The 14,783-nt window shown below is 65.3% G+C and carries 15 protein-coding genes; 5 read left to right on the top strand and 10 right to left on the bottom strand.

All coding sequences use genetic code 11. From position 1 onward, the window contains the following. Positions 1–91: 91 nt before the first annotated feature. The 3 genes from E8M01_RS23495 to E8M01_RS23485 all read left to right on the top strand — a co-directional run bounded on the left by E8M01_RS23495 (position 92) and on the right by E8M01_RS23485 (position 2,150). On the top strand, positions 92–634 hold the full coding sequence (locus tag E8M01_RS23495) for a P-loop nucleotide/nucleoside kinase family protein (RefSeq protein ID WP_136962384.1): 543 nt from the start codon (positions 92–94) through the stop codon (positions 632–634). An 854-nt stretch (positions 635–1,488) separates the two neighbouring features. Further along, the gene (locus E8M01_RS23490) at positions 1,489–1,761 is read left to right on the top strand and encodes a hypothetical protein (protein ID WP_136962383.1); all 273 of its coding nucleotides are present in this window, start codon (positions 1,489–1,491) and stop codon (positions 1,759–1,761) included. 14 nt (positions 1,762–1,775) lie between these two features. Continuing rightward, complete coding sequence (locus E8M01_RS23485; protein WP_136962382.1) at positions 1,776–2,150, top strand: phasin family protein; 375 nt, start codon at positions 1,776–1,778, stop codon at positions 2,148–2,150. A 240-nt stretch (positions 2,151–2,390) separates the two neighbouring features. Here E8M01_RS23485 and E8M01_RS23480 read toward each other — a convergent pair whose 3' ends face one another. The 9 genes from E8M01_RS23480 to E8M01_RS23440 all read right to left on the bottom strand — a co-directional run bounded on the left by E8M01_RS23480 (position 2,391) and on the right by E8M01_RS23440 (position 11,868). Continuing rightward, positions 2,391–2,876 (bottom strand): GNAT family N-acetyltransferase, encoded by a 486-nt coding sequence (locus tag E8M01_RS23480; RefSeq protein WP_136962381.1) that lies wholly within the window; start codon positions 2,874–2,876, stop codon positions 2,391–2,393. Between the two features lie 23 nt (positions 2,877–2,899). Further along, positions 2,900–4,441, bottom strand: coding sequence for an AMP-binding protein (locus tag E8M01_RS23475; protein ID WP_136962380.1), 1,542 nt, complete (start codon positions 4,439–4,441; stop codon positions 2,900–2,902). A 15-nt stretch (positions 4,442–4,456) separates the two neighbouring features. Next, a complete protein-coding gene (locus tag E8M01_RS23470) occupies positions 4,457–6,007 on the bottom strand; it encodes an AMP-binding protein (protein ID WP_136962379.1) in 1,551 nt (516 codons plus the stop codon). Positions 6,008–6,016: 9 nt separating this feature from the next. Further along, complete coding sequence (locus E8M01_RS23465) at positions 6,017–7,255, bottom strand: thiolase family protein (protein ID WP_136962378.1); 1,239 nt, start codon at positions 7,253–7,255, stop codon at positions 6,017–6,019. 30 nt (positions 7,256–7,285) lie between these two features. Next, complete coding sequence (locus tag E8M01_RS23460) at positions 7,286–7,987, bottom strand: ABC transporter ATP-binding protein (protein WP_136962377.1); 702 nt, start codon at positions 7,985–7,987, stop codon at positions 7,286–7,288. After that, the gene (locus E8M01_RS23455; RefSeq protein ID WP_136962376.1) at positions 7,984–8,733 is read right to left on the bottom strand and encodes an ABC transporter ATP-binding protein; all 750 of its coding nucleotides are present in this window, start codon (positions 8,731–8,733) and stop codon (positions 7,984–7,986) included. Before E8M01_RS23455 ends, E8M01_RS23460 begins: the two co-directional genes overlap by 4 nt. Further along, complete coding sequence (locus E8M01_RS23450; RefSeq protein ID WP_136962375.1) at positions 8,730–9,683, bottom strand: branched-chain amino acid ABC transporter permease; 954 nt, start codon at positions 9,681–9,683, stop codon at positions 8,730–8,732. The genes E8M01_RS23455 and E8M01_RS23450 overlap by 4 nt, the downstream gene beginning before the upstream one ends. Continuing rightward, positions 9,680–10,537, bottom strand: coding sequence for a branched-chain amino acid ABC transporter permease (locus E8M01_RS23445; RefSeq protein WP_136962374.1), 858 nt, complete (start codon positions 10,535–10,537; stop codon positions 9,680–9,682). Before E8M01_RS23445 ends, E8M01_RS23450 begins: the two co-directional genes overlap by 4 nt. A 146-nt stretch (positions 10,538–10,683) precedes the next feature. Next, positions 10,684–11,868, bottom strand: a complete 1,185-nt coding sequence (locus E8M01_RS23440) for an ABC transporter substrate-binding protein (protein ID WP_136962373.1) — start codon at positions 11,866–11,868, stop codon at positions 10,684–10,686. Positions 11,869–12,104: 236 nt separating this feature from the next. Here E8M01_RS23440 and E8M01_RS23435 point away from each other — a divergent pair, with 236 nt between their 5' ends. Further along, positions 12,105–12,734: a TetR/AcrR family transcriptional regulator gene (locus E8M01_RS23435; protein ID WP_136962372.1), complete on the top strand. Its 630-nt coding sequence runs from the start codon at positions 12,105–12,107 to the stop codon at positions 12,732–12,734. A 19-nt stretch (positions 12,735–12,753) separates the two neighbouring features. Here E8M01_RS23435 and E8M01_RS23430 read toward each other — a convergent pair whose 3' ends face one another. Further along, a complete protein-coding gene (locus tag E8M01_RS23430) occupies positions 12,754–14,013 on the bottom strand; it encodes a flavin monoamine oxidase family protein (RefSeq protein WP_136962371.1) in 1,260 nt (419 codons plus the stop codon). A 444-nt stretch (positions 14,014–14,457) separates the two neighbouring features. Here E8M01_RS23430 and E8M01_RS23425 point away from each other — a divergent pair, with 444 nt between their 5' ends. Next, a complete protein-coding gene (locus E8M01_RS23425; protein ID WP_136962370.1) occupies positions 14,458–14,715 on the top strand; it encodes a hypothetical protein in 258 nt (85 codons plus the stop codon). Positions 14,716–14,783: the final 68 nt, after the last annotated feature.

Here is a 14,783-nt window from a genome sequence, read left to right as displayed (position 1 = left end):
ACACGACCGTCGCCAGGAGGAGGCTGATGCTTTTGTTCCACACACCGGCCATCATGGCCGAAACAAGGACCATCGCCTTTGAGATCGCCGCATGCAGCTCGTTTTCCTCCACGGCCCGCCCGCCTCGGGCAAATTGACCATCGCCAGGGAGCTCGCCGGCACCACTGGCTTCGCGCTCTTCCACAATCATCTGATCGTCGATGCGGTGGCTGCCGTCTTTCCCTTCGGCAGTGACGCTTTCGTCAGGCTGCGCGAAGCCTTCTGGCTCGCCACCCTCGGCGAGGCGGCCAGAGCCGGCCGGTCGACGATCTTCACCTTCCAGCCCGAACCGACAGTTGCCCCGGATTTCGCCGAACGGGTCCGCCGGGTCGTCGGCGAGGCCGGTGGCGAGGTGATCTTCGTCAGGTTGACCCTTGCGGCCGACTTGCAGGATGCCAGGATCGCCAATGCGGACCGCGCCGCCTTCGGCAAAATGCGCTCGCTCGAACTCTTGCGCGCGCTTCGCGATCAGTTCGAGGCGGCGGAGGCCGCCATGCCGCCGGCGCGGCTGACCATCGATACCGGCGCGACGCCGCCGACCGCGGTCGCACGCTTGATCGCTGGCGTGCTTGAGTCCGCAGGTCCGGCCATCTGAGTTTGCCAGAGCACGGGGCACATGACGCGGCGCGGCCCCACAAGCTCAGGCGGCACGCCCATGGTCACACTGTGGCCCGTCAGTCGCATGCTCGTCTGGCCTGGCGCCCGAGCAGACCAGTCCTGTGGTAAACTTGGTGACAACAGCCTCTCCTGACATCGAGATAGCTTCAACAGTGCCAGCGGCCCGCGCCCTCGATGGCGATCTTTCACAATATATTGCGCGCCACGCCACCGCTTACACAATACCTGGGTCAATAGAGCACATAGTATAGGTTCTACAGAATTTTCTGCTTGTATCTGTCTCGCATCAGTGGATAAGCTCCTCTTGCAACAACAGGCGAGACCAGCAACGCGGCGCAAAAACGCTGTATCGACCAGCATTGCGATGCGCACCGTCATGTAGCTATCAGGGTTATGCAACAATTGACGGTGGCTTCAGCCGTCGTATGTGGCCCCCCGACTTTGACCGCGGGAGCTGCGACTAAGCGGGTACCTGTGTCAGAATGATCACAGGTGATCTCTCTCGCCGCCAAGCAGGTCCTGATCGAGGGCGGGTACCGCTCAGCACCAGGGGAGCCGGGCGCAGCCCTCAAGGTGAAGCGCGATCCCTTGCGTAATGACCACAACGGCGTGGCTCGTGCGCTCGCGACACAAGATTGGGGCCCGTTTCTGACGCCGGCCCTCCCACCCCTCTAACCCAGCTTCCTGCCATGCCCGGCATGGCTCGGTCACTCGAACAGTGCTCCGGCGCCCGATCGTCAGGGCGCCGGCGGGAAGCATCTGCCCTAGCGAAAACCGGCCGCCGGTGGGCGGCGGCCGGACGATGGCGTGATCTTCAGTCAGGAGACAGACATGGCGCGCGAATACAGCCCCTCGCTCATCGCCAGCATGCGCCGCAATTTCATCATCGGCCGCTGCCGGGACGGCAGTTGGTTCGTCCGCGCCGTCGACGGCTTCGTCGAGGCCACATTCCACGATCGCAGCGAGGCGATCCGCTTCGCCCGGTCCGAAAGCGGCCACTGCTGGGGCGCGGCCGTGCTGACGCCCTATGCCGGAAGCGATGCCGACGGGCTCGAAGCTGCCTGTCGAAATACGATCCGTCGTGATCGAGCAAAGGCCCATTGAGAGGAGACCAGAGCATGGATGATGTGATGAAGAACCCGATGGAACTGTGGAAGGCGTCGCTGGCCGCGGCTGCCAAAACCAACAGGCTTGCGCTCGACAATCTGCAGAAAGCAAGCGCGCTGCAGATGGATGCCTTCAACGGTTACATGGAGCTGGGATTCACGCGCCTCAAAGCGGCAGCGGATATCAATGACGCGCGCGACCTCCTGGCCTTCCAGAGCGACCAGATCGGGGCGACGTTCAGCCTGTGCCAGAAACTGATCGGCGACGGCAAGGCGCTGGCCGACCTCGGCACCGGCTGCGTGGCCGAGTGCAGCAAGCTGGCGGAAGGTGTCGTCGGCCGACCAGCAAAACGCCGTGCGGACAAGGCCTCCCCGCAAGCTGCCTGAGCGCCGCCCGGCGTTTGGCCGCCGCCGCCCGGCGTCTGGCCGGCCCCTGAACCAAGCGCCGCGGAAAGGTAGCGGCGTTCCATGCGCTTGGCGAAGGGGCCGACCTGCTTCCGGGCGGCGCAGCCTGACATGCGCGGTACCTTGCGGGATTCAGCAGCAGTTCGCGCACTCGTCCGACGTCGGTGGTGCTGGCGACACCTCGCGGACGCCGGAGCCTCGGCCGCGGGAGGCGAACCGGACCTACCCAAGCCGGCCGAAGGCCGGGGCGTAGTCGACGCGCCCATTCGTTGCCGGCAGCGGCCCCCCGAGTGCCAGCGCCATCAGATGGGGGCCGGCATAAGGCGAGGCAAAACCTTGCGCAAGCGCCGGATCGAAGCCGAAGCGGCGATAATAGGCCGGGTCGCCCAGCACGAAGACGCCCTGCCAGTCGGCTGCCTTGGCCTCGGCCAGGCCCTGGCGGATCAAGCTGTCGCCGATGCCCGATCTTTGCCGGTCCGGGGCGACCGCCACCGGTCCAAGGCCGAGCGCGCGGAACGGCGCGGCCATTGGCGAAAACATGACATGGCCGACAATGTCGGCCGCATCGACCGACACCAGCGCAATGACCGCGTCGCCGTCGGCGCGAAGTTCCTCGACCAGGTTCGCCTCGTCCGGCCCCGGAAAGGCCGCTTCGAGGACCCGGCGAATGGCGGCCGCATCGGCCGGCTGCTCAGGGCGAATGATCATGGCCCACCCCTATCGCAGATACCCTAGCGCGGGGAAGTCTGTTCGAGGATCTTGCGGAGTTCGGTCTTGAGGATCTTACCGTAATTGCTCTTTGGCAGCGCGGTCATGAAGCGATAGGCCTTGGGACGCTTGAAGCGGGCAATGTTGTCGATGCAATGGGCGTCGAGCTCCTCGGCGGTGACGGCGCCTTCGGCGGTGGCCACGACGAAGGCGAAGACCTCCTCGCCCCAGTCGGCATGGGGCCGGCCGACGACACTTGCTTCGACCACGGCCGGATGCTGCAGAAGCACCTCCTCCACCTCGCGCGGGTAGATGTTCGAGCCACCGGAGATGACCACGTCCTTCGACCGGTCCTTGAGGAACAGGAGGCCGCGCTCGTCGAACTGGCCGATATCGCCGGTGTGCAGCCAGCCGTCGCGCAGCGCCTGGGCGGTGGCCTCGGGATTGTTCCAATAACCCGCCATGACCACGTCGCCGGTCACGATGACCTCGCCGTTCACACCGGACGGCACGTCCGCGCCGGCTTCGTCGACGACCCGCACGCTGACGCCGGTGCGGGCGATGCCGACCGAGGCGAGCCGCTGGTCGAGCCGTCCGTCGCCATTGTCCACATGCATGTGCGGCGGCAGATAGGTGATGGTGCATGGCGCTTCGCCCTGGCCATAGGCCTGCCAGAGGCGCGGGCCGAGCCGGGCGATCGCGGCTTTGAGATCTTCGACATACATTGGCGCGCCACCATAGAAGATATGATCGAGATGGCCGACGGTCAGCCGCGCCAGGGCCGGCGAGCCGATCAGCCGGTTGACCATGGTGGGCGCCGCGAAGAACGAGCTGCCGGGAAAAACGTTGATCAGATCGACGATCTCCTCCGGATCGAAGCCGCCGCTGACGGGCACCACATTCGCGGCGCCGCGCGCGATATGGGCGAGCGCCAGAAGACCGGCGGCATGCGACAGCGGCGCCGGGTGCAACGCCGCGTCCTTGGCGTCGACCGGGCCGATATCGGCCAGAAAGCTCAAGGTCATGTTGTAGAGGTTGCGATGGGTGAGCATCGCGCCCTTCGGCTTGCCCGTCGTGCCGCTGGTGTAGAACAGCCATGCGACGTCGTTCGGATCGACCTTGGCGGGCCTTGTCACGCCGGATACCGCGTCGTCGCTGACGATCACCGCATAATCGGGGCCGGTGATGTCGACGAGACGCGTGGCCTGGTCGAGCCCGGCCTCGACCGCCTGGGCTGCCAGGTCCGGTGTCACGAACAGGATCCCCGCGCCGCTGTTCGACAGGATATAGCCGAGCTCCTTCGGATGCAGCTTGGCGTTGATCGGCACGATAGTGCAGCCGGCGAACCAGGCGCCGAACATGACCTCGAAATAGCCGGGGCAGTTCGACATGTAGAGCCCGACGCGGGCGCCGGGCGGGCAGCCCTTGCCCTTCAGCCAAGACGCGACACGGCGCGCGCGGCCGACCAGCCCGCCGTAACTCAGCTGCACCTGCGGGCCGTGGCAGACCGCCGGACGATCGCCGAAGGCGGCGGCCGCATTGATCAGGATTTCGGCGATGTTCATGGCGGATCCCGTCCTTCAGACCGCGCGCGCCTGGCCTTTCCAGAACGATTCGCGGATGTCCTTCTTGCGCACCTTGCCCACGGGGCTGCGCGGCAGACTGTCCCAGAATTCCACGCTTTTCGGCGCCTTGACGCTGCCGACGCGGTCCTTGCACAGCTGGATGATCTCGTCGGCCTCGACCTTGGCGCCCGGCTTGAGCTCGATGACGGCTTTCACCGCCTCGCCCCATTTGGCGTCGGGCACGCCAATGACCGCGCAGTCCTGCACGGCGGGGTGGCCCCAGATCACCTGTTCGACCTCGCTCGGATAGACGTTGAAACCGCCCGAAATGATCATGTCCTTCTTGCGGTCGACGATATAGACGAAGCCGTCCTTGTCCTTGAAACCGATATCGCCGGTGTGGTGCCAGCCGTGGCTGGACACCTCGCGGGTGGCATAGGGGTTCTTGTAATAGCCGGGCATGACCAGGTTGCCGCGCACCACGATCTCGCCGCGCTCGTCGGGCCCCAGAAGCCTGCCGTCATCGTCCATGATGCCGACCGGGGTAAGCAAGGTCTGCCGACCGCAGCTCGCCAGGCGATGTTCCCGTGCGGGGTCGCCGATCACCAGGTGATCCCCAGGCGACAGATAGGTGCAGAGCATCGGCGCCTCGGCCTGGCCGAAGGTCTGGCTCATCACCGGCCCGAACACATCGAGGCATTCCTTCAGCCGCTCCACCGACATCGGCGCGGCGGCATAGATGAAATGCTCGAGCGACGAGAAGTCGTGCTCGCGCAGGCCTGGATGGGCGAGCAGCACATAGATCGCGGTCGGCGGCAGGAACAGGTGCGTGACGCGCTCGGTCTCGATGGCGGAGACCACTTTCGCCGCGTCGAAACCGGGCAGGATGATCTGCGTGGCGCCGGCCGCCATCAGCATGATGCCGATGCCGCCGGCGGCATGGGTCATCGGCGCGATGACCAGATGCACCGGCGGTTTGCGCGTCGGCATGGCCGTGTAGAAATTGGCGATCATGGTCTCCCAGACCAGGTTCGTCCAAAGCACGCCCTTTGGCCGCCCGGTCGTGCCGCCCGACGAGAAGATCGAGATCGGCGCGTCGCGGCGCTCCGCGATATCGGGATCGGTTTCGGCGGCGGTAGCGATGACGTCTTCGAGAAAGGACGCGCCGGCGCCGGCCCGGTCGATGCAGATATAATGCGATATCTTCGGACACTCGCGCCGGAACAGCGCAATATTGTCCTCAAATTCGCTGTGATAGAACAGGACCTCGACGTCGCAATTGTCGAGAATATAGGCATTCTCGGCCGGCACGTTGCGCGCGTTGATCGGCACCCAGACATTGGCGCCGCGGATGATGCCGAGCACGCATTCGAAGGCGACGGCGGCGTTGGGGCTATAGACCGCGGCCATCCGCTCGGGCCCGACGCCGAGGCCATGGATCGCATTGGCGATGCGATAGCTGCGCTTCTGCACCTCACCGAAGTTGCGGGCGACGTCGGCGTCCTTCAGGCACAGCCGATCCGGATCGAGCGCGACACCACGGTCGAAGAAATCGATAAGGCGCATGGCGTTCCTCTATCTCTGAAGAATGGTGATACAGGCGGTCGCTTCCTCGATGCCGTGGAAGCCGCCGCCGTTCTCGGCGATGGCAAGGCGGGCGCCTTCGACCTGGCGTGGGCCGGCCTCGTGGCGCAGTTGGGCGACCAGCTCGTAGATCTGCGCGAGCCCGGTCGCGCCGATCGGATGGCCACGCGATTCGAGCCCGCCGGAGACATTGACCGGAATGCGGCCGCCGAGCGTGGTCGCGCCCTCGCGGGCAAGTCGCCCGCCCTCGCCGAGAGCGCAGAACCCGAGCAATTCGACCTGCTGGAGTTCGGCAAAGGCACTGGCGTCGTGGACCTCGGCGACGTGGATATCGGAGGGTCCAACGCCGGCGATCGCATAGGCGCGGTCGGCGGCGCGCCGGCAGAGATGCCGGTCGAACTCCTCCGGCCGCCTGTCCGAGCCCGTCGCCATCACAGTGGCGGCGATCCGCACCGCGCGACCGGTGAGGCCGAGCTCCCTCGCCTTCTGCCCGGAACAGACGATGGCCGCCGCCGCCCCGTCACTGATCGGCGCGCACATGGGCAGCGTCAGCGGCCAGGAGATCTCGCGCGCCGCCAGCACCTCCTCGACGGTCATCGGCTGGCGATAATGAGCCTTTTCATTGTGCTGCGAATGCCGGTGGTTCTTCGCCGACACCGCCGCGATATCGGCTTGGGTCGTGCCGAAACGGTGCATGTGGAAACGCGCCAGCGCGGCATAGACGTCCATGAAAACGCTGCGCATGCCGCTGTTCTGGCCGGCGCCGGCAGGCAGCGGCAGATCCTTGCCGAGCGCCGTCAGCGTGGCGATGGTGCGCTCGACATCGTGGACATCCCAGGCGCCATCGAAGATCGCGAAGGAACGCTCGCGCTCGGCCGCATTCATCTTTTCCGCGCCGACGGCGAGCGCCACATCGCCCTGCCCCGACTTCACATAGGCGACGGCGGCGTTCAGCGCGGTCGAGGCGCTGGCGCAGGCATTCTCGACATTGGTGACGGGAATGCCCTGGAAGCCGAAATCGCGCAGTGCGATCTGGCCGGCGACCAGGTGCTGGCCCTCGACGACGCCCTGGGCGGTATTGGCGAAAAAGGCCGCCTCGACGGCGTCGCGCGCAAGCCCCGCATCCTCGAGGGCTTCGGTGATCGCCGCCCCCGCCAGCGCCTTCAGCGGCGTGTCGAGAAACCTGCCGAAAACGGTCATGCCGACGCCGACAATATAGACATCCGACATCAGGACCTCCCTCAGAGCCGATTGCGCGTCTCAGACGCTGATGAGACTTTCGATGCGTTCGCGATTGGCCTGCAGCTCGCCTGTCGTTCCCGACCAGACCATGCGGCCGTTGTCGATGACGAACTGGCGCTGGGCGAGCTTCAGCGGCACGCGCAGGTTCTGCTCCACCAGCAGAATGGCGACGCCTTCGGCGTTGATCATGCGGATCGCCTCGATCAGCGATTCCACGATGAGCGGCGCCAGCCCTTCCGTCGGCTCGTCAAGCAACAGCACCTTCGGATTGGTCAGCAGGCCACGGCCGATCGCCAGCATCTGCTGCTCGCCGCCCGACAGCGTGTCGCCGCCGGAAAGCCTGCGCTCCTCGAGCCTTGGGAAGAGTTGGTGGACACGTTTCAGGGTCCACGGGCCGGTGCGCCCCATGACGGTGGCGATGGTGAGGTTTTCCTCGACCGTCAGATTGGGGAAGATCCGCCGGTTTTCCGGAACGAAGGCAATGCCCAGCCGGCCGAGTTCGTAAGGCTTCATGGCGCTGGCGTCGACGCCACCGACCAGCCTTTGCCCACGGGCGAGCGGATTGAGGCCGATCGCCGCCTTCAACAGCGTGCTCTTGCCGGCACCGTTGCGGCCGATCAGCGAGACCACCTCGCCGTCGGCGACATCGATGCTGGCGCCGTGCAAGGCCTGCGCCTTGCCGTAGAACACGTCACAGTCTTTCAGGACGAGCGCGGTCATGCGTCTTCACCGAGATAGGCCGATCGGACCGCCGGGTTGGCCTTGACCTGATCGGGTGAGCCCGAGGCCAGAAGCTGGCCCTGCACCATCACGACGATCGCGTCGGAAACCTGCATCACCACGTCCATGTTGTGTTCGATCAGCAGCACCGTGCGCCCGGCGACCACCCGCCGGATCAGGCCGATCGCCTGTTCCAGCCGGTCGTGGCCGACGCCCGCCAGCGGCTCGTCGAGCAGCAGCACCCGCGGGTCGGAAAGCAAGGTCAGCCCGACCTCGAGCGCCCGCTGGTCGCCATGGGACAGGTTTTCCGCCGGCATATGGGCGAGCGATGCGAGCCCGACCTGCTCCAGCACCTTCTCGGCGTCCTCGCGCACCCTGGGAAACCGGCCGGCCGGCAACCAGAACGGCTGGACCCGGTGGCGATGGGCGAAGGCGCCGAGCTCCAGATTCTCCAGCACCGTCATGCCGGCGAAAATCTTGGTGATCTGGAAGCTGCGGCCGAGCCCGGCACGGGTACGGGCATGAATGGGCAGCCGCGTGATGTCGCGATCGTCGAGGAAAACCTTGCCGCCGCTGAGCGTCGCATGACCCGACAGCGCATTCATCAGCGTGGTCTTGCCCGCGCCGTTCGGGCCGATCAGGCCATAGAGCCGGTTCGGCTCGAAGGCGAAACTGACGCCGGCGACCGCCTTCAGGCCGCCGAAGGCCACCTGGATATCCTCGCAGCGAAGGGCGCCGCCGGTCATCGTGCGTCCCCCTTGTCGCGGCGTCCGGCGAACAGGCCGGCAATGCCGCTGGGCAGAAGGATGGTGCAGAGGATGAAGATGAGCCCGAGAATGCCGTACCAGTGCTGGGTGATCTGGCTCAGCTCCTCCTTCAAGAGCTCGAACACCGCGACCCCGAGAACCGGCCCGAGCAGGGTGCCCTTGCCGCCGAGCAGGGTCATGATCAAGACATCGCCCGATGTCGTCCAATGCAGCATTTGCGGGCTGATATAGAACATCAGGGAAGCCAGCAGCGCGCCGGCGACGCCGGCATAGGCCCCCGAGATCATGAAGGCGCATTGGCGCAGGCGCTGAACATTGAAACCGATCTGGTCGGCGCGCACGGCATTGGCCTGGATCGCGCGCAGGGCCTTGCCGAACGGCGAGGCGCGCAAGAGCGCCATGACCGCGAGGCCGACCAGGAACACCACGATCAGGAAATAGTAGAAGGTGCGGTTGTCGTAGAAATCCAGGCCGAAGAGTTCCGGCCGCGGCACGCCCGGCAGGCCGTCGAGCCCGCCGGTGAACGCGCGCAGCTTGGTGCTGGCCAGGATATAGGCGAGCTGGGCGAGCGCCAGCGTCAGCAGCGAAAAGAACAGACCGGAGACCCGCAGCGCCAGGATGCTGAGGACGAAGGCGAAGGCGGCGCCCGCCAGCCCGGCGCCGGCGAGCGCCGGCATGAAGCCGAGGCCGGCCTTGGTCATCAGCAGGGTCAAGGCATAACCGCCGGCGCCGAACAGCGCGGCATGGCCAAAGGAGAGCATGCCGGCGAGGCCGAAGATCAGGTCGAAACCAACGGCGAACAGGCCCCAGATCAGGATCAGGCTGACGAGATTGAGGCTTTCCTCGCTGCGGCTGATGAGCGGCACCAGGATCATGCCGGCGATGACGGCGGCCATGATCAGCTGGCCGAGACGAGAGGAGATGGTCATGCCGCACGTCCCTTTCGGCTGAACAGCCCGGCCGGCCGCGTCAGCAGCGTGACGATGAGCAGCGAGAAGGTGATCAGATCGACCCATTCAGCGGCGTAGGTGAAGCCGAGCGCGCGCGCCATGCCGAGCAGCAGGGCCGCGAAGATCGCGCCGCGGATGCTGCCGAGGCCACCGATGATGACCACCACGAAACAGTCGATGATGACGCTGAAACCCATGCCGAGCTCGATCGGCACCAGCGGGGCTGCGACCACGCCACCCAGCGCGGCAAGGCCAGAGCCGAGCGCGAAGACAAAGGTGCGCACCCGCGAGACATTGATGCCGAGCGTCTCGGCCATGTCGGAATCCGAACTGGTGGCCCGGATCACCATGCCGTAGCGGCTCTTGTCGATGACCAGGAACAGCAGGGCGGATACCACGGCACCGAAGACGATGATGAACAGCCGGTAGGACGGGATCTGGCTGCCGAACAGGGCCACCGGCTGCGAGAACAGATCCGGCGTCGGCACCTGCTTGTAATCGAGGCCCCAGACCAGCCGCACCGCCTCCTCGATGACAAGGATGAAGCCGAAGGTCAGCAGCAGCTGATAGACATGGTCGCGGTCATAGACCGGCTTGAGCGCCAGCCGCTCCATCGCCGCGCCGAGCCCGGCCACGACCAGGGGCGCGAGCGCCAGACCGATCCAGAACGAGCCGGTCCATTGGACGATCTGGTAACAGATATAGGCGCCCAGCATGTAGAGCGCGCCATGGGCAAAATTGATGACGCCCAGCATGCCGAAAATAAGCGTCAGTCCCGCCGCGAGCAGGAACAGGAGGAAACTCAGGCTGAGGCCGATGACGATGGTGGACAAGCGATAAGCCCTGGAAAGGCGGAGCCGAAATCAGGCAAACGCGTCGGGATTCCGGCGCGCGCTGGCAAGGGACACGAGGCGGCGGATGATCTGCCGCCCGGCCGCGGGATGGACGGAGCGGGACAGGGCCGCTCCTTTGCGCGGGATCAGGAGCAGGTGTCGAACAGGTTCGCCGGCTCGAAGACATTGGTGATCTTCATGGTCAGCGGCGGCAGCGGCGCCTGTCCCTCGGTGACGACGCCCCAGAGGCCGACCTGGGCAGCCTGGTGGTCACAGGCCCGCATGGTCTTCCTGCCTTCCAGCGAGTTCTCGCGGGTGCTGGCGGCGAAAGCATCGACCCAGCGCTCGCGGTCCCAGGACTTGGTGGCTTCCACCACGTCCAGCCACCAGCTGATGCCGTCATAGGCCTCGCCGGCAAAGCTCGACGGGAACTCGCCATATTTGGCGCGGTAGGCCGCGACGAAGGTCTTGTTGGCCGGCGAGTCGTAGCTGAAGTGGTAGCGAACGCCGGAATAGACACCGACTGCCGCGGGGCCGACGGCGGCGGCCAGCGTTTCGTCCTGCAGCACCGGGCCGAATTGCACCTTGGTCCTGCCGAGACCGACCTGGCCGGACTGCTTGAGGAAGGTCACGGCGTCATTGCCGGTGACGAAAACCGCGATGCCGTCGGCATCGGACTTGGCCATCTTGTCGACGATGACGGAAAAGTCGCGATTGCCCAGCGGGGCGAAATCGATGCCGACGATGGCGATGCCGAGCTTCTCCGCTTCGGTCTGGAACATGGTCCAGCCGTCGCGTGTCGCCTGATAGTCGGCGGCGACGCCATAGATCTTCTTGAGCCCCCTCACCTTGGCGAACTCGAGCGACATGCGGATTTCCATGCCGAGCGTGTTCGAGGTGCGGAACGTGTAGCGCGAGCCGTTGACGCGGGTGATCTTGTCATCGGCCGAGATGGTGACGAGCAAGGGCACCTTGCGCTGATCGGCGAGGCTCTGCAGGGCCAGCGTCGAGGCCGAGCCGACCGCACCGAAAATCATCTGCGCGCCGCCGGCCAGCAGCCTGGTCGCCTTCTGCACCGCCGGCTGGGGCTTGGTTTCGTCGTCTTCCCAGGAGACGCGGATCGGCTTGCCGAGCACCTTGCCGCCACGGTCGGCGATGGCCAGTTCGACGCCCTGGCGCATGTCCTTGCCGATGATCCCATAGGCACCGGAAAACGCGAGAATGCCGGCAATATGGAAGTCCGCGGGCTCCGCGGCATAAGCGGCGGTCGCCGGCAGATTGGTCGACAGAGCCGCGATAGCGGCATTCCGGATGAAGTGACGACGGTCCATTCCTGGCCTCCCGAACTGGTCCGGCCATCAAGGGCTGGACGCGACTTTTACTTGCCGGTAGGTCTAAGATTACTCGCCAGTAGGTGTCAATCGGCCGGTCGGCGGATGGAGGCCTGGTCAGATTTCGAACTGTGCGGCAGAGGGTCGCGCTGTAAGATCACGCTCAACACAACAAGGAGCCGGCGGCCCATGGGGGGACCAGACGAACAAGCGCAGAAGCGGCAGGGGACCAGGCCGTGCTTTGGCGCAGCGCCGATCTTCGCCAGGAACAGCATGACAAGAAGCGCAGGCTCATCCTGGTGACGGCGGCGCGGATCTTTACCGATCTCGGCTTTCACAAGGCGACGATCGACCATATCGCCGCGGCGCTGGAGGTCACCAAACCGACGATCTATTATTACATCGAAAGCAAGGAAGACATCCTGTACCAGATCACCAGCCAGGCACTGGCCGACCTGGACCAGGCCCTGTCCGCCGACAGCGACGCCAACCTGTCGGCGATCGAGCGCCTCGAGCGGTTCTGCCGCATCTATGGCCGGATCATCCTGACCGATTTCGGGATCTGCTTGGCTGTCGTCAGCGACCGCTCGCTCGGCCCGGCGTCGCGCAAGAAGCTGCGCCTCCTCAAAAAGGAGTTCGAGACACGGGTTCGCCGTATCGTCGAGGACGGCCGCAAGGACGGCAGCATTGTCGTCGATGACGCGCGCATGTTCACCTTCGCCCTGTTCGGAGCGATCAACTGGGCGCCGCAATGGTATTCGAGCTCGGGCGCCTTGAGCCCCGACGAGATCATTTCATCAGTCCTCGCCATCTTCCGAAAGGCGGCGGCAGGCGGGGCCGATCGTCGTCCGCGCACCTCCTCCTGACAGTCGGGCGCTGCCGACCTCAGGAACCCTGCTGCAACGCGGCGAAGGCTTCTTCTGCTGCGCGAAGACCCGAGGCCCAGGCGCCATGCGCCGTCGAGAAGGCGGTTGGGTGGGTCGCTTCGCCGGCCCAGAACAGGCGGCCGTCGATCGGTGCCGCGAGAATCGCGCGGGCGCCCGAATGCATCGGCAAGGCATGGGAATAGGCGCCGAGCGCCCAGGGGTCGCCGGCCCAGGCGGTCGCCCCGATCGAAGTCAGGCGCTTGACGAAATCGCCGCCCATCAAGCCCTTCAACTCGTCGAGTGCAAAGGCCGCTATCGCGCCCTCGCCCGCGGCTTCGAGCGCTTGAGCGTGACGGCCGCCGACAAAGGCCTCGATATAGGGACGCCCGTAAGGCCGGACATGGAAGCTCGCGGTTTCAGCCCGATCGATCCGGCCGAAGAAGTGGTTGCCGGCGGCCAGGGACTCGGGCTCGGCAAGGGCAAGAAAGGCCTTGTTGGCAAGGCCGAGTGGCAAGTGCGCGGCCGCCTCCACTTTGCCGCTGAGCGCCGGCGTGAACCGAATGCGCCCCTCGGCCAAATGCGGCGTCGGTACCGTGACGATGACGGCACGGGCGTCGATCTCGCCCTTGGTCGTGGTCAGCCGAACCGGCATGCGGCCATGGTCGATCCGCGACACCGCGCAGCCGGACCGGACCTCGACCGTCCGGCCGAGCGCGGCGATGGCCGCGCCATAACCGTCACGCACCCGGAAATTCACATCGGTGTCCTGATAGGTGGTGTAATCCAGCACCGAAACCCGATCGAATTCGGCGCCGTTATAATAGGAGCTGACCGCATCCATCAGCGGGTTCCAGCGATTACCCGGCTCGAAGAGATCGGCCGCCGGCCGATCGATACCGGTCGCCGCGGCCGCGTCGATCCGCGCCTCGAAGGCATCGAAGGCCAAGGCGAAGAGGCGCTGATCAGCCCCCGAAAAATGCTGGTCGTCCGACTGCCGCTGCCAGGCCGCGGGTGTTCGGTCGAGTTCGAAACCGGCCGCTTCGATCATCGGCACCAACGGGTTGATGTCGGCCGAGTGCAGCCAACCGCAGCCGAGATCGACCGGAAAGCCCGCATCCGGATTCGGACCAGGGGCGAGCCACGCCGTTTCGGCCCGGCCCCCCACCCGGTTGCGGGCCTCGACGACCAGCACCCGCAGCTGGCTCGCCGCAAGCCTGAGGCCAGCGGCGAGGCCTGCCGCACCGGCGCCAATGATCACCACATCGAAATCGGATCGCATGGAACTCCGTGGTCCTGCTGACGCGGGAAACTTGAAATAGCAAAAGTCGCGCGTGGTCCGCCACGGCCTGACCTGAACGAGGTCCCGATTTTACCGATGGGCGGCGAAGAAGCGCCGGAGACGGGGCCAGGCCGACCCGCCGGCGGCATCATGCCTCTCGCCTCGGCCCGGGCGGCCGGCATTCTCGCGAGCCGCGTAGATACGCCAGAATCACAACCATCTCGCAGAAATACAACTCATGCCTTGATGCATAAACCCTCATGTCAATTGTCTAATTGCAGACAATTCGTATTAATGAGTGTAAGAACAGCGACAATCTATATTTTAAAACTTATCACGAATCCGTGATTGCTTCAAAATGCGAACTAAACACGATGCATTCTTGTTGACTTCTTGGGACAGCACGATGATTTCTCCCTTGTGTCTAGAAACAGGAGGGAGCCCATGGCTCATCAGATCCACAAGTCTTCGGTCATCGTCGCGACCCTGGCCGTCGCCGCCACGTTGATGTCCATGCGCCATGTCGAGGCGCAACCGGCCACGTCGTCGCGGCGGGCCGACGCCACCGTTCAAAGGCAGTGCCACGAGGCCGTGCAACGCCGGCTGCCGGGCAGCGACACCAGCATGACGCTCGAATACAACAAGAACGCGCTCTACTTCTCCTGCATGCAGAACGGCGGGACGATTCCAGGATCCAACTGAGGATCCAGGGTTTTTGATCAGGTATTTACTGATCTGAACAGCGCCGCCGACAAATGAAAGCCGCCCAA

The organism is Phreatobacter stygius (genome assembly GCF_005144885.1).
Classification (GTDB): Bacteria; Pseudomonadota; Alphaproteobacteria; order Rhizobiales; family Phreatobacteraceae; genus Phreatobacter; species Phreatobacter stygius.
This window is presented reverse-complemented; position numbering and strand designations above follow the sequence as displayed.